The sequence below is a fragment of the Cognatishimia sp. SS12 genome (assembly GCF_028369055.1).
Lineage (GTDB): Bacteria > Pseudomonadota > Alphaproteobacteria > Rhodobacterales > Rhodobacteraceae > Cognatishimia.
On record NZ_JAQNCZ010000001.1, the window covers coordinates 89,285 to 103,746 of the forward strand.

Genomic DNA, 14,462 nt, shown 5'->3' on the forward strand with positions numbered 1-14,462 from the left:
TGCCGCGCTGTTTTTGTTAGGCCGACCCTTTGGGCGTTTTAATTTTCATGCGGTCCATCGCATCCGTGATAGGGATGAACTCTTCCGTATCGCCGGGCGGGAGGCGGAAGGGGCCCTTGGCCCAATCCGCCGCTTTCCAAGCCAGTTTTGCGGCTTCGATTTTGTCGGCATCTGAGGACACGAAATTCCACCAGATATAACGCGGGCCATTCAGGGTCTCGCCGCCGAGCGCCATCAGGCGCGCCCCCCTGTCGCCGGCTTTAACCGAGATCTTGTCACCGGGGCGAAACACCATCATGCGCCCGGCCTCAAACGTATCGCCGGCCACGGTGATGCTGCCGTCCAGCACATAGATCCCGCGGTCTTCGTGATCATCAGGCATCGGAAGCTGCGCGCCTGGGGCAAGGGTGACATCCGCATAAAAAATGTCTGAATGCATCTGAGCCGGGGCCTTTGCGCCCCAGCCGCGGCCCAGGATCAGACGCAGCGCGATCCCGTCATCGTCCAGCAGGGGCAAGCTGTCTTTGCTGTGATGTTCAAAGGCGGGGGCGTGCTCTTCCACGTCTTCGGGAAGCGCAACCCAGGTCTGAATACCAAACAGGCCGTGCGCATGCTGTCGCGTGGCCTCTGAGGTGCGCTCTGAGTGGGTGACACCGCGCCCGGCGAGCATCCAGTTCACTTCGCCAGGGTAAATCATCTGCCGCGTGCCCAGGCTGTCGCGGTGTTCAAACTCCCCCTTGAACAGATATGTGACAGTGCCCAGCCCGATATGCGGATGCGGGCGCACGTCAATGCCATCGTTGGTCAGAAACTCTGCGGGGCCCATTTGGTCAAAAAAGATGAATGGCCCGACCATTTGGCGCTCAGGCGCGGGCAGGGCGCGGCGCACTTCAAAGCCGCCCAGATCACGGGCGCGGGGCACAATCAGCGTTTCAATGGACGCATGGGTTTGATCGGGGTTCCAGCTCATGTCAGATCCTTTCCTCTTTGGGTCAGTTTAGACCGGACTGAGCAGCTTTCCATTCGGCAGCGGCGCAGAGGCTATGCGCGTCACTTCACAATTAGAAGGGCGTGTCTTAAATATGGCATATGGACCATCCGCTGATAGATCTCATCACCCAGAAGATCGCCGAGGCCGAGGCGCGCGGCGAGTTTGACGACCTGCCCGGAGCAGGCAAACCCCTGCCCAAAGTCGACGACCCGGAAAACGCTTTGCTCAATCGGCTGGTCAAGGAAAGCGGCGGCGTGCCGGAGTTTGTGTCGCTGTCGCGCGAGTTGGAGCGTCTGCGCTCTGAGCTGCGCGAGACCGGGGATCGCACGGCCCGACAGAAAATCATGAAGGAAATGTCGATGATGGAAGCCAAGATCGACATCGCCCGCAAGGCGTATCGCTGATCGCTGCGTTAATCTACCAAACCAGAATAGAGCGCCCTGGTTTGCGTCACGCTGAGAACGCGCCGCGCGTAACCCCCATATTCTGTGGCACTGGACACACCGGCGGCCTGCAGGGCGGCCCCCAAGCGGCTGCGTTGCGATTTTCTTAGCGTCTTCAGGGCCTCGGGTCCGGGATAGAAACTTTCGCAGGCCAAGCCGTTTGCCAACACAACCTCGTGTTTTGGCAACAATAGGTGATAATAGCTGACCGCTTTCTTGCCGCGCATGAGGCGTATGCCTTTGCGGTCAAGAAGCCCGCGCGCCGGTGCCAGGGCCGCATCGCCTCCGGTCTCGTGCGCCCCGAGAAAAACGCGATGCTGCGGGGACAGCACGGTTTCTTTCATCGGAGCATTCGGGCCAAAAGCGTTTTTGCGGATTGCAATCGGTCGCAGTGACGGGTCAGCGCCCGGCCATTCCAAATCGGTTTTTGACAGCCAGATCACCGGTTGCGGGCCGTTGTCCAGCGTGAAGACGTTGTCACCGATCCTCAGGGTTTCGATGGGCTTCAGCCCCTCAGTGGTCTCAATCAACGTACCGGCGGCAAAACAGATCGCCGATGTGTCGGTTGTGTTGACGTCTTGCAGCGAGATGGCCCCCTTGCCAAAAGCGTCCATGTCCTCGTTGCTGGCGTCTTCCTCTGGCATGAAAACCATCCGCGTGGTTTCCCCAGCGGAGGGGTAGTCATGCACGGTGATGACGTTGATGGACGCCCCTTCGAATTGGCCGGGCACCTGATTGGCACCATCGCTTTTGCTTGTGGGGAGGGTCCCGCTTAGCTCAAATGTGAATTCATAGTTTACGCCGTCGATCACAACGGATGTGTCAGGATCAACCGCGCCGCCATTGGGTTCAAGCGCCAGATCACCGTCCTGACCGTCCGCGACGAATTCGATCGTAATTGCATCGGCATTGGTCAGGTTTAGCCCGGTATTGTTGGCACTGTTGCTGTCGGTTCGTGCTGAAAATTGGTGTGGCAAACGGAATGTTCTTCTCTGTGAAAGCTGCGGTTTGGAAAATCAAATCACTCATAGATCACTAATGCGTTAAGTCCATCTACGGTTGACCTCAGGTAAATCGCAACCCTTGCATGATGATTTGCAGCGCAAAATTTCCTGTGTAAGTTCAAAGGTATGTGTGGACGTATCGCAAATACCCTGCCCAGGGATGCGATGGCTGGGTTATTTGACGCCAAACCAGCCAACCGCTTGCCGGAGGTTCCGAATTACAACATCTGTCCAACAACAGATATTGCTGTCGTTTTTGGCAACGAAACGGGGCGCAACCTTGTGTCGATGCGGTGGGGGTTTCTACCGCATTGGTACAAGGCCATGAATGACGGCCCGTTGCTGATCAACGCCCGCGCCGAAACCATTGCTGAAAAACCCGCTTTTCGCGCGGCATGCCGCACCCGTCGTTGCCTTATTCCGGTGACAGGGTTTTACGAATGGAAAAAGGACGCTGAGGGCAAGCGCTGGCCGCATTATTTTTCCGGGGAGGGGCCATTGGCGCTCGCAGGGATCTGGCAGGACTGGCAGCAGGAGGGCGAGGTCACGCGCAGCTGTGCGATTGTGACCACATCCGCCAATGACACTATGGCACCCGTGCATCACCGCATGCCGGTGATTATCAGCGAAGCGGACTGGCCGCTCTGGTTGGGGGAGGCGGGCCATGGCGCGGCACGGCTGATGGGACCAGCGCCAGAAGGGGTGCTCTTGCGCCGTGCGGTGCACCCCAGGGTCAATTCCAACCGCGCCAGCGGGTCCGAACTGATCGAACCTTTTGATGCGCCCTAGGTTCAGGTTAGCGACTTTGCGGAAAACCCCTTGGAATTCCATTGAAAAAACGGTTTCATGGTCAGGGATTTGAAAGGGCTGATCATGGCTGACATACCTTACGCCGCGCCAGCAGGGGGCCTGCCGCCGCAGACGCAGCTGACCACCAACCGCGCCATTTTTACCGAGGCTTACGCCGTGATTCCGCGCGGTGTGATGACCGATATCGTCACCTCGTCGTTGCCGCATTGGCGGGGCACACGCGCCTGGATTATCGCGCGGCCTCTGACGGGATTTGCAGAAACCTTTGCGCAATATATCCTCGAAATTGAGGCCGGGGGCGGCTCGGACGCGCCAGAGCCGGATGAGGCGGTGCAGGGCGTTATCTTTGTCACCGAGGGGGGGCTGACCGTCACGCTTGACGGGCACGACCATCTGCTTGCGCCGGGGGGCTATGCCTATCTGCCCGCAGGCAGTGACTGGCGCATTCACAACAGCGGTGACACGCCAGCGACATGCCATTGGATTCGCAAAGCCTATGAGGCGGTGCCCGGCATTGATGCGCCCGATGCGATCTTTACCAATGAAAAGGATGTCCCTGCGACGCCGATGCCTGACACCGAGGGGCGCTGGGCCACGACACGCTTTGTGGCCCCCGAAGATCTGCGCCACGACATGCACGTCAATATCGTGACATTTGAGCCGGGCGGGGTGATCCCTTTCCCTGAGACCCATGTGATGGAGCATGGGCTTTATGTGCTGGAGGGTAAGGCGGTCTATCTGCTCAACAAAGATTGGGTTGAGGTCGAAGCGGGTGATTTTATGTGGCTGCGCGCCTTTTGCCCGCAGGCCTGTTACGCGGGCGGGCCGGGGCGTTTTCGCTATCTGCTCTATAAAGATGTGAACCGTCATCCGAAGTTGCGATAGCCCCCCGCAACTGGGCCGAGCCCCGGGGTGAAACTGGGGGTGGCCAAGGCGCATGAAAACCTGTGAACTGGCCGCAACGCGACGCCGGAGGCCCCATGGCTGATCAGAAAATCCGTATATTCATCAATGGGTTCGGTCGAATTGGCCGTACGATTTTGCGAATCCTTACCACAGGCGAGGCCTATCGCGATATCGAAGTGGTCGGCTTTAACGATATCGAGCCGCTGGAGACCTGCGCCTATCTGTTTGAATATGACTCTGTCTTTGGCCCGTTTGCCGGCACGGTCGACACACAGGATGGGGCCATGGTGGTGAACGGTCATGCGATCCCGTTTCATGGGGCGGCAGATATCGCGACGCTGGATCTGACCGGGGTGGATGTTGTGCTGGAATGCACCGGCATGGCCGGGTCACGCCCGATTGTAGAGCGGGGGCTGCGCGCGGGGGCACGCGCTGTCCTGATTTCCGGTCCCTCCGATGAGGCGGATGTAACCGTTGTTCTGGGCGCAAATGATGCCGATCTGGCGGCGCATCACGTCGTGTCGAACGCCTCGTGCACCACCAATGCGCTGGCGCCGCTGATGCAATTGCTGGATGCCCGTTACGGGCTGATTTCGGGCCATATGACGACAGTGCATTGCTATACCGGTTCGCAGCCGACCGTGGACAAACCGCGCGGCAACCTTGAACGCAGCCGCGCCGCGGCGCTGTCGATGGTGCCAACCACCACCAGCGCCCAGCGGATGATCGACCGGGTGTTGCCGCATCTGGCCGGGCGGGTGGAGGCGCGCGCGATCCGGGTGCCCACCGCCTCGGTCAGCGCCATTGATCTGACCATCCAGACCGAACAGCCGGTGACAGCCGAAGGTGTGAACCAGCTCTTGCGCGGTGCCGCTGGCGCGGGCGTCATTGGCACGACGCTGAAACCCCTAGTGTCCACCGATCTGCGTATGCGCCCGGAATCGCTTGTTGTCTGCGAGCGGGAAACATCGGTCTCGGTCGGGGGGCTGCTGCGGGTGTTTGGCTGGTATGACAATGAATGGGGGTTTTCCTGCCGCATGCTGGATATGGCGCGAAAAATGGCGTCCCGATGACGGATCACGTTGCAACGCTGCTTTTGATTGATTTTCAGATCGGCTTTGATGACCCGATTTGGGGCGCGCGCAATAACCCTGACGCAGAAAGGCGCGCTGCGCAGCTCTTGGCGCATTGGCGCAAACGCGGCTGGCCAGTTGTGCATGTTCGCCACATCAGCACCACACCTGGGTCTCCGCTGCAGGGGGAGGGGGCGGATTTCTTGCCCGGCGTAGCTCCGCTGGCGCGTGAACCGGTGTTTGAGAAGTCGGTCAACTCTGCCTTTATTGGCACGGAGCTAGATGCGTATTTGCAGGCGCAGATGGTAAAAGCGCTTGTCATTGCAGGTCTGACCACGCCGCATTGCGTATCGACCAGCACGCGCATGGCGGCCAATTTAGGCTATGATGTGACATTGGTCGCTGATGCTTGCGCGGCCTTTGCCGCCAATGCGGATACCAGTTTTGATAGCGGCCCATTGCTTAGCCCAGAAGCCATCCACCGGAGCGCGTTGGCACATCTGAATGGTGAATTCTGTCAGGTTCTGACGTCATCTACTCTGCTGTCAGCGTCGGGTTAGCGTGGACATTACAAAAAAGGCCCAAAGGATGACCAAAGCAAAGCCGCTGGATCATCTGATCCTTATCCTTGGCAGCCTCTTCATGCTAGGCCCCGCGATTTTTCTGGCGGCCTCTGCATTGCAGAACACGCAGGGCTTTGGGGGCTGGGCACAGCCCTTTGTGGCGCTTTTTCAGCAAGGCGATCTGTTCGGAAATGGCGTGAGCGCCTTGCAACTGCTCAAAAATTCCTTTGTGCTGGCCTTGGGCGTGGCCGGTCTAAAAACAGCGCTGTCCATGCTGGCTGCCTTTGCCTTGGTTTATTTTCGCCTGCGCCATGCCACGTTGGTGTTTGGCGTCATTCTGCTGTCGATGTTTTTCCCTGTCGAAACGCGCGTTTTACCAACGTTTCTTACCGCCCACCAACTCGGGTTAACCAACAGTTACGCGGGGATGATATTGCCCGTCGTGGCCAGTGGTCTGGGCACGCTGCTTTTTCGGCAATATTTCCAGCAAGTGCCGAGCGAAATGCAAGAGGCCGCGCGGATGGATGGCGCAGGCCCCATGCGGTTTTTCTGGGATATTCTGTTGCCGCTTGCGCGCCCGATGATCCTTGGACTGTTCGCCATTCTGTTTGTCATGGGGTGGAACCAATATGTCTGGCCGCTGGTGATCAATGTCAGCAGCGAAGCGCATTACACCATTGTGCGCGGGATCGAGCGGATGGGGCGCGGCAGCAGCGATGGGATGGTGCTGGCGCTAGTTGCGATATTGCCGCCAGGATTGGTGATGTTGCTGGCGCAGCGCGGTATCGCCCGCGGACTGGGGCACACGCTGCACTAAGGCAAAAGAAAAGCCCCGCGATGGCGGGGCTTTCACAGTCATGTTTTCAAAGCTTACTTGCGCTTTTTCGGCGGCATCAGATCGGTGATCGTGCCTTCGAACATTTCGGCAGCAAAGTTCACGGTTTCTGACAGCGTGGGGTGTGGGTGGATGGTGTGACCCAGATCCACGGCATCTGCGCCCATCTCGATGGCTAGCGCGACTTCGGCGATCAGATCGCCCGCGTTGGGGCCAACGATGCCCGCACCAATGACGCGCTCGTTCTCTTCGTCAAACAACACTTTGGTGATGCCTTCAGAGCGGCCCAGCGACAGCGACCGGCCAGAGGCGGCCCATGGGAACACGCCTTTGCCAACCTTGATGCCGTCGGCTTTGGCTTGGGTCTCTGTGACGCCAACCCATGCGACCTCGGGGTCGGTATAGGCAACCGATGGGATCACGCGGGCATCAAAGAACCGCTTGTGACCGGCGCAGACTTCGGCGGCAACCTTGCCTTCGTGTACCGCTTTGTGCGCCAGCATCGGCTGGCCCACGACGTCGCCAATCGCAAAGATATGCGGCTGGCCGGTGCGCTGCTGATTGTCCACCGCGATAAAGCCGCGCTCATCCACTGCGACACCGGCTTTCTCGGCGTCAATCAGATGACCGTTGGGTTTGCGGCCCACAGCCACCAGAACCTTGTCAAAGGTGTCGGTGGTTTCACCATCTGGCCCTTCCATCGTGACCTTGAGGCCCTTTTTCTGGGCTTCAATGGCGGTCACTTTGGTTTTGGTAAAGATGTTCTCATAGCGCCCTTCGATGCGCTTGTGCAGCGGTTTGACAATATCTTTGTCCGCGCCCGGAATGATCTGATCCATGAATTCAACGATGGTCACTTTCGATCCCAGCGCGTCATAGACAGTTGCCATTTCCAGACCGATGATCCCGCCGCCGAGCACCATCAGGCGCTTTGGCACATCTGCCAGTTCGAGTGCGCCGGTGCTGTCAATCACCCGTTCATCATCATGTGGGATGAACGGCAGGGTGACAGGCACCGAGCCTGCCGCAATGATACATTGATCAAAGCTGACGGTGGATTTTTCGCCATTGTTGTCAACTTCGATCATGTTGGGGCCGGTGAATTTGCCATAGCCGGTCACAACCTGAACCTTGCGGCCCTTGGCCAGACCACCCAGACCGCCGGTCAATTGGTTGACGACGCTTTCTTTCCAGCCGCGCAGCGCGTCCAGATCGACTTTAGGTTTGGTGAATTTGATGCCAAATTCACCCATCTCTTCGGCTTCGGTGATCACCTTTGCGCCATGCAGCAAGGCTTTGGACGGGATACAGCCCACGTTAAGGCAAACACCGCCCAGGTTGCTGTCTTTTTCAATCAAGACAACTTTCTTGCCAAGATCCGCGGCGCGGAAGGCCGCAGTATAGCCGCCCGGACCAGAGCCGAGCACAACGACTTCGGCGTGCACATCGCCCGCGCCGGATGCGGTGCCGGTTGCGGCAACCGCCTGCGGGGCGGCTGGCGTTTCCGCGGTGGGCGCTGCTGGCGCTGCTGTTTCGCTTGCCCCACCTTCGGCCTCAAGGACCAGGATCAAGCTGCCTTCGCTGACAGTGTCACCTTCGGCCACTTTGATCTCTTTGACAGTGCCCGCTGCAGGGGAGGGCACTTCCATCGTTGCTTTGTCGGATTCCAGCTCGATCAGCGGGTCTTCGGCGGCGACGGTGTCGCCGACGGCCACCAGAACCGAAACCACAGGAACCGAGTCGAAATCGCCGATATCAGGTACTTTGACGTCCATTGATCTGTCTCCTTACCACATCAGCTTGCGCATATCGCCCAGCAGGGTCTTGAGCGTCACGGTGAACCGTGCCGCCAAAGCCCCGTCGATGGCGCGGTGATCGTATGATAGCGACAGAGGCTGCATCAGGCGTGGCACGAATTCTTCGCCGTTCCAAACCGGTGCCATCTTGGAGCGTGTCAGCCCCAGGATCGCCACCTCTGGTGCGTTCACAATTGGGGTGAACGAGGTGCCGCCAATGCCGCCCAGCGATGAAATGGTGAAGGTCGCGCCCTGCATGTCCGGGCCTTTCAGCTCACCCGCACGGGCCTTGCCCGAGAGTTCCATCAGGTCTTTGGAAATCTCAACAATGCCCTTGCGATCTGCATCCTTGATCACCGGAACCACCAGACCGTTGGGCGTGTCCGCCGCAAAGCCGATGTTGTAGTAATCTTTCTTGATCAGCTTGTCGCCGTCCGGATGGATCGAGCTGTTGACTTCCCAATGCTCTTTCAGCGCCGAAACCGATGCCTTGATGACAAAGCTCAGCAGGGTCACGCGATAGCCGTTTTCCTTGGCCATCGTGTCCATTTCTTTGCGGTATTTGTCCAGATCGGTGATATCCGCTTCGTCGTTGTGGGTGACATGCGGAATGTTCAGCCAGCTGCGGTGCAGCGCCGGGCCCGAGATCTTTTTGATCCGGGGCATTTCCACATCTTCGACCTTGCCGAATTTGCTGAAATCAACCGCTGGGATCGGCGGAATGCCCATGCCGCCCGATGGTGCCGAGGCGGCTGGGGCGCTGGCGCTAGAGGCTTTGAGCTGCGCGGTGATATCTTCACGCAGGATGCGGCCTTTGCGGCCTGTGCCGTTAACCTTGCTGATGTCGATATCCAACTGGCGGGCAAAAGCGCGCACAGATGGGGAGGCGTGGGCCTTGCCAAAACCGCTGTCGGTGACAGCCGCCGGAGTTGCAGGTGCTGCCGCTGTTGGGGCGGCTGGCGCGGCAGGGGCTGCCGCAGCGGGCGCTTCGGCTGGGGCCGCCGCAGGGGCCTCGGCTGCGGCATCCGCTTCGAGGATCAGCACAACCGAGCCTTCGCCCACGTTGTCGCCCTCGGCCACTTTGATTTCCAGGACTTTACCAGCGGCAGGCGATGGCACTTCCATCGTTGCCTTGTCGCTTTCCAGCTCGATAATGGGGTCCTCTTCGGCGATGACATCGCCGACGCTGACTAAGATGGATACAACGGGTACTTCGGAAAAATCCCCGATATCTGGAACTTTGACTTCAATTGCCATGATCTTGTCTCCTCTTCCCGATCACACCAGACGGGGGTTCGGCTTGTTGCCGTCGATGTCATATTTTGCCAGCGCTTTTTCCAGCACGGCTTTGGTGATGGCGCCGTCACGGTAGAGATCCACCATGGCCGCCGCAGCGATGTGGTTGGCGTCCACTTCAAAGAAGCGGCGCAGGTTGACGCGGCTATCGCTGCGCCCATAGCCATCTGTGCCGAGCACCGTGTAGCTGCGCGGGACGCAGGCGCGGATTTGTTCGGCATAGTTTTTCATGTAGTCGGTGGCCGCAATGATCGGGCCCTTGGACTTGGCCAGTTGCTCTGCCACAAACGGAACCTTTGGCTCTGCCAGCGGGTTCAGGCGGTTGTAGCGCTCTGCATCCTGACAATCGCGGGCCAGCTCGTTAAAGCTTGGGGCCGACCAGATTTCAGCACTGACGCCAAAGTCTTCTTCCAGCATCTCTGCTGCTTTGATCGCCTGAATAAGAATGGTGCCAGAGCCCATCAAGGTCACGTGTTTCTTGCCGGGTTTCGCAACCTCTTTGAACCGGTAGAGACCTTTGATGATGTCCTCTTCCACGCCCATCGGCATGTCTGGATGCGCATAGTTTTCGTTCATCAGGGTCAGGTAGTAGAACACATCTTCCTGATCTTCATACATGCGTTTCAGACCATGCTGGATGATCACGGCAACTTCGTGTTGGAAGGTCGGATCATAGCTGATGCAATTCGGAATGGTGCCCGCCAGAATGTGGCTGTGGCCATCTTCGTGCTGCAAACCTTCGCCGTTCAGCGTGGTGCGCCCAGCGGTGCCACCCAGCATAAAGCCGCGTGCGCGGCTGTCGCCAGCGGCCCAAGCCAGATCGCCGATCCGTTGGAAGCCGAACATCGAATAGTAGATGAAGAACGGCACCATCGGCACGCCGTGGTTGGAATAGGCTGTTGCAGCGGCAATCCAGTCGGCCATTGCGCCCGCTTCATTGATGCCTTCCTGCAGGACCTGACCATCGATGCTTTCTTTATAGAACATCATCTGATCGGCATCTTGCGGCGTGTATTTCTGACCCAGCGGGTTGTAGATCCCGACCGAGCGGAACAGCCCTTCCATACCAAAGGTACGGCTTTCGTCCGGGACAATCGGCACAACGTTTTTGCCCATATTCTTGTCACGCAGCAGCGTGGTCAGAATACGCACAAAGGCCATCGTGGTGGAAATTTCGCGATCGCCGGTGGATTTCAACTGCGCGGCGAATTTGTCGAGCGCTGGGATTTCCAGTTTGGGCGAGGTCGCATCACGTTTGGGGAATTCCCCGCCAAGCGCTTTGCGGCGGTCCGCCAGATAGGCTTTCTGCGCATTGTTCAGCTTTACAAAGGGTGCTTTGCCGACGTCTTCGTCGCTGACGGGGATGTCAAAACGATCGCGGAAGGCGCGCAGCTGCTCTTCGTTCATTTTCTTTTGCTGGTGGGTGGTGTTCTGACCTTCGCCAGCGGTGCCCATGCCGTGGCCTTTGACGGTTTTCACCAGCAGGCAAGTTGGCTGCCCCTTGGTATCCGTTGCGCGTTTGAAGGCGGTATAGACCTTTTGAGGATCGTGGCCACCGCGGCGCAGCGCCCAGATCTGCTCATCTGTCCAGTCTTTGACCAGCTCCGCTGTCTCTGGGTATTTGCCAAAGAAATGCTTGCGGATATAGGCACCGTCTTTGGATTTGAACGTCTGGTAATCGCCATCCAGTGTTTCATCCATCAGCTGACGCAGCTTGCCAGAGGTGTCTTTCTCCAGCAACTCATCCCAGCCTTTGCCCCAGAGCAGCTTGATCACATTCCAACCCGCGCCGCGGAAGTCGCCTTCCAGCTCTTGCACGATCTTGTGGTTGCCACGTACCGGGCCATCCAGACGTTGCAGGTTGCAGTTGACGACGAAAATCAGGTTATCGAGGCCTTCACGCGCGGCAAGGTCGATCGCGCCGCGGGATTCCGGCTCGTCCATTTCGCCATCGCCGAGGAAACACCACACTTTGCGGTCGGCCATGTCGATATGGCCCCGGTTGTGCATGTATTTCATGAAACGGGCTTGGTAGATCGCCATCAATGGGCCAAGACCCATAGAGACGGTTGGGAACTGCCAATAATCCGGCATCAGCCAAGGGTGCGGATAAGACGACAGGCCGTTGCCTGCCACTTCGGAGCGGAAATTTTCCAGCTGCTCTTCGGTCAGGCGGCCTTCCATGAAAGAACGCGCGTAGATCCCGGGGATGACGTGGCCCTGGAAGAACACCAGATCGCCACCGTGGATCGCGGATTTGGAGCGCCAGAAGTGATTGAGGCCAATGTCATACATCACTGCGGAGGAAGCAAAGGATGCAATATGGCCGCCATATTCGCTGGACACTTTGTTGCGGCGCACGACGGTCGCCATGGCATTCCAACGGTTGATGGTGCGGATGCGCCATTCCATGTCCATATCGCCTGGAAAGGCTTCCTGATCATCGGCAGGAATTGTGTTCTGATATGGGGTAGTGGCGGAAAATGGCAGATTGGCACCCGATGCCCGGGCCTGTTGCACTGCCTTGTCCAGCAAATAATGCGCGCGGTCCGCGCCGTCGCGGGCAATCACATCTTCGATGGCTTCTTGCCATTCGCGTGACTCGACCGGATCGATGTCTTCGATTTTGGATGACATGAACACTTCCTCCTCGTGATGTCGTGTTAGCGAATATTATAGTTTAATATTAAACTATCTAGATAGGCCGCCTGATACATAGCAGCCATGCACCTAGTGGGAAACTCGTAATGGTGGATTTCTTGTTCCATTCTCCTCAATGAAACGCGGGTATCCAGAATTTTAGCACCCTATTCGCTCGGTTAGTTCAGGGTTGAACTATTTCGTATGACGTTTCGAAATGATACTCCTCCAGATTGCTGTCCTCGGCGATACGGTCGACGACGGCAAAGAGGCCCGGGGCCTCAAGTGGGGTCAGAACCCCATGCCACGTGCCGCGATGCAAGTTGATTCCTGTCCCCGGTTCCGTCAGGAACGCGCGCAGGCCAGCGGGGGTTCCGTTGCGGTCGGTTGCGACAATCACCAGAAAGCGTGTCATGCTCATCGGGATGAAAGCCTGGCTGCCCTTTGGGTGCCGCTCGACCATGTCGCAGAAATAGGGCAGCTCGCGGGGCTTGGCATCAAATAGGCTGATGCCCGCCCGTCCGCTGCCAAAATCAAGCTGCGCCAAATCGTGGTGGCGCCCGCAGTACCCCTGATTGATGATCATGTCCGGGGTCTCGCGCCGCGCAATAACATCGCCAAAGGGGGCAAATGCCGCTGCGGTCAGAGGCTGAATTTCTATTTTCTTCATGGCAACAGTGCCTTGAGCCGCAGCTTGGCAATCCGTTCCACCTGCTGGCAGGCTTCCGCAAATTCCGTCGCGCTATCCTGGTCGATGCGCCGCTCAAAGGCCCGAAGAATGCTCGCCTTGTTATGATCTTTGACGGCAATGATGAAGGGGAAGCCGTGTTTGGCGACATACGCTGCGTTCAGCGTTTCAAACTGCGTGCGCTCGGCATCTGTCAAATGGTCCAGACCGGCGCTGGCCTGTTCCTTGGTCGAGTCTTCGGTCAGTCGCCCTGCGGCCGCCAGTTTGCCCGCCAGATCGGGATGGGCGCGCAGCACGCCCAATCTCTGATCGCGACTTGCCGACCGGAAGACCCGCGCCAATGCGTTGTGCAAACCCTCGGCGCTGTCGTGCGCCGGGCCAAGCTCAAGTGCAAAGGCACCCTCTGCGATCCAAGCGGAATGCTCAAAGATGCCGCCGAATGTTGTGACGAATTCTGTGCGCGTCATGGCGCTGGGGCGCGGGCGGCGCTGGTGGGGGTGGGTTCTGGCCCAGTGGTCCGCAATGTCGATCCGGCGCGGGGTCCAAACGCCTTCATGCGCCTGAATATGCCGGATGAAACGCTGAAGCCCGGCCAGTTTGCCCGGGCGCCCGATCAGGCGACAGTGCAGCCCGATGCTCATCATCTTGGGGGCACCCGCGCGCCCTTCGGCGTAAAGCACGTCAAAGGCGTCTGTCAGATAGTCTTCGAAATCGCGCCCCGTCACCCAGCCCGGCGCGGTGGCGAAACGCATGTCATTGGCGTCCAGCGTATAGGGGATGATCAGCTGATCGCGCGCGCCATATTCGCGCCAATAGGGCAGATCATCATCATAGGTGTCCGAGACGTAATCAAACTGCCCGGTCTCTGCGGTCAATCGCAGGGTGTTTTCCGAACACCGCCCCGTATACCAGCCGCGCGGCGGGGTGCCGACCACTTCGGTATGCAGGCGGATCGCTTCGGCAATGGCGGCGCGTTCCTCTTCGGGCGGCATGTCTTTATGCTCAACCCACTTGAGACCGTGTGAAGCGATTTCCCAGCCCGCCGCTGTCATCGCAGCCACCTGTTCAGGGGCACGGGCCAGCGCGCTGGCGACACCATAGATTGTCAGCGGAATGCCCGCGCCGGTGAAAAGCCGATGCAGCCGCCAGAACCCGGCGCGCGCACCGTAGTCATAGAGCGATTCCATGTTCCAATGCCGTTGCCCGGGCCAGGGCTGCGCTGCGGGAATATCGCTGAGGAAAGCTTCGGAGGCGGCATCACCATGCAGCAGACAGTTTTCGCCGCCTTCTTCGAAGTTGAGCACAAACTGCACCGCGATCCGCGCCCCGCCGGGCCACTGCGGGTCAGGCGTGTGCTGGCCGTATCCGCGCAAATCTCTGGGGTATCTGTGCATTTTGCCCTCTTTCCTGCCAAAAC

General features: G+C 58.7%; 13 protein-coding genes. 6 read left to right on the forward strand and 7 right to left on the reverse strand.

Translation table 11 applies throughout. The annotated features are described in order from the left end of the window. Positions 1-16: 16 nt before the first annotated feature. A complete protein-coding gene (locus tag N6L24_RS00465; RefSeq protein WP_271842677.1) occupies positions 17-970 on the reverse strand; it encodes a pirin family protein in 954 nt (317 codons plus the stop codon). 119 nt (positions 971-1,089) lie between these two features. On the opposite strand from N6L24_RS00465, the gene N6L24_RS00470 reads away from it, so the two are divergent. Then, positions 1,090-1,395: a J-domain-containing protein gene (locus tag N6L24_RS00470; protein WP_271842678.1), complete on the forward strand. Its 306-nt coding sequence runs from the start codon at positions 1,090-1,092 to the stop codon at positions 1,393-1,395. Positions 1,396-1,403: 8 nt separating this feature from the next. On the opposite strand, the gene N6L24_RS00475 is transcribed toward N6L24_RS00470, so the two are convergent. Next, on the reverse strand, positions 1,404-2,411 hold the full coding sequence (locus N6L24_RS00475) for a Hint domain-containing protein (protein WP_271842679.1): 1,008 nt from the start codon (positions 2,409-2,411) through the stop codon (positions 1,404-1,406). A gap of 153 nt (positions 2,412-2,564) precedes the next feature. On the opposite strand from N6L24_RS00475, the gene N6L24_RS00480 reads away from it, so the two are divergent. From N6L24_RS00480 to N6L24_RS00500, 5 genes are all read left to right on the forward strand, one after another. Continuing rightward, on the forward strand, positions 2,565-3,227 hold the full coding sequence (locus N6L24_RS00480) for an SOS response-associated peptidase (protein ID WP_271842680.1): 663 nt from the start codon (positions 2,565-2,567) through the stop codon (positions 3,225-3,227). An 84-nt stretch (positions 3,228-3,311) separates the two neighbouring features. After that, positions 3,312-4,133, forward strand: a complete 822-nt coding sequence (locus N6L24_RS00485) for a bifunctional allantoicase/(S)-ureidoglycine aminohydrolase (RefSeq protein ID WP_271842681.1) — start codon at positions 3,312-3,314, stop codon at positions 4,131-4,133. Between the two features lie 95 nt (positions 4,134-4,228). Beyond that, the gene (locus N6L24_RS00490; RefSeq protein WP_271842682.1) at positions 4,229-5,227 is read left to right on the forward strand and encodes a type I glyceraldehyde-3-phosphate dehydrogenase; all 999 of its coding nucleotides are present in this window, start codon (positions 4,229-4,231) and stop codon (positions 5,225-5,227) included. After that, positions 5,224-5,787, forward strand: coding sequence for a cysteine hydrolase family protein (locus tag N6L24_RS00495; protein ID WP_271842683.1), 564 nt, complete (start codon positions 5,224-5,226; stop codon positions 5,785-5,787). The genes N6L24_RS00490 and N6L24_RS00495 overlap by 4 nt, the downstream gene beginning before the upstream one ends. A gap of 28 nt (positions 5,788-5,815) precedes the next feature. Beyond that, positions 5,816-6,607, forward strand: coding sequence for a carbohydrate ABC transporter permease (locus tag N6L24_RS00500; protein ID WP_271842684.1), 792 nt, complete (start codon positions 5,816-5,818; stop codon positions 6,605-6,607). Between the two features lie 53 nt (positions 6,608-6,660). Here N6L24_RS00500 and lpdA read toward each other — a convergent pair whose 3' ends face one another. From lpdA to puuE, 5 genes are all read right to left on the reverse strand, one after another. Further along, positions 6,661-8,400, reverse strand: a complete 1,740-nt coding sequence (gene lpdA / locus N6L24_RS00505) for a dihydrolipoyl dehydrogenase (protein ID WP_271842685.1) — start codon at positions 8,398-8,400, stop codon at positions 6,661-6,663. Positions 8,401-8,412: 12 nt separating this feature from the next. Continuing rightward, complete coding sequence (gene aceF, locus N6L24_RS00510; RefSeq protein WP_271842686.1) at positions 8,413-9,678, reverse strand: dihydrolipoyllysine-residue acetyltransferase; 1,266 nt, start codon at positions 9,676-9,678, stop codon at positions 8,413-8,415. Between the two features lie 21 nt (positions 9,679-9,699). Further along, positions 9,700-12,354, reverse strand: a complete 2,655-nt coding sequence (aceE, locus tag N6L24_RS00515) for a pyruvate dehydrogenase (acetyl-transferring), homodimeric type (RefSeq protein ID WP_271842687.1) — start codon at positions 12,352-12,354, stop codon at positions 9,700-9,702. 187 nt (positions 12,355-12,541) lie between these two features. Then, on the reverse strand, positions 12,542-13,027 hold the full coding sequence (locus tag N6L24_RS00520; RefSeq protein ID WP_271842688.1) for an ureidoglycolate lyase: 486 nt from the start codon (positions 13,025-13,027) through the stop codon (positions 12,542-12,544). Then, positions 13,024-14,439, reverse strand: a complete 1,416-nt coding sequence (gene puuE, locus N6L24_RS00525) for an allantoinase PuuE (RefSeq protein ID WP_271842689.1) — start codon at positions 14,437-14,439, stop codon at positions 13,024-13,026. The genes N6L24_RS00520 and puuE overlap by 4 nt, the downstream gene beginning before the upstream one ends. Between the last annotated feature and the right edge of the window lie 23 nt (positions 14,440-14,462).

Coding starts and splice junctions, on each gene's coding strand:
- lpdA (WP_271842685.1), bottom strand. CDS start 8,400: ATGGACGTCAAAGTACCTGATATCGGCGATTTCGACTCGGTTCCTGTG.
- aceE (WP_271842687.1), bottom strand. CDS start 12,354: ATGTCATCCAAAATCGAAGACATCGATCCGGTCGAGTCACGCGAATGG.
- N6L24_RS00480 (WP_271842680.1), top strand. CDS start 2,565: ATGTGTGGACGTATCGCAAATACCCTGCCCAGGGATGCGATGGCTGGG.
- N6L24_RS00485 (WP_271842681.1), top strand. CDS start 3,312: ATGGCTGACATACCTTACGCCGCGCCAGCAGGGGGCCTGCCGCCGCAG.
- N6L24_RS00470 (WP_271842678.1), top strand. CDS start 1,090: ATGGACCATCCGCTGATAGATCTCATCACCCAGAAGATCGCCGAGGCC.
- N6L24_RS00520 (WP_271842688.1), bottom strand. CDS start 13,027: ATGAAGAAAATAGAAATTCAGCCTCTGACCGCAGCGGCATTTGCCCCC.
- puuE (WP_271842689.1), bottom strand. CDS start 14,439: ATGCACAGATACCCCAGAGATTTGCGCGGATACGGCCAGCACACGCCT.
- N6L24_RS00500 (WP_271842684.1), top strand. CDS start 5,816: ATGACCAAAGCAAAGCCGCTGGATCATCTGATCCTTATCCTTGGCAGC.
- N6L24_RS00465 (WP_271842677.1), bottom strand. CDS start 970: ATGAGCTGGAACCCCGATCAAACCCATGCGTCCATTGAAACGCTGATT.
- N6L24_RS00490 (WP_271842682.1), top strand. CDS start 4,229: ATGGCTGATCAGAAAATCCGTATATTCATCAATGGGTTCGGTCGAATT.
- aceF (WP_271842686.1), bottom strand. CDS start 9,678: ATGGCAATTGAAGTCAAAGTTCCAGATATCGGGGATTTTTCCGAAGTA.
- N6L24_RS00495 (WP_271842683.1), top strand. CDS start 5,224: ATGACGGATCACGTTGCAACGCTGCTTTTGATTGATTTTCAGATCGGC.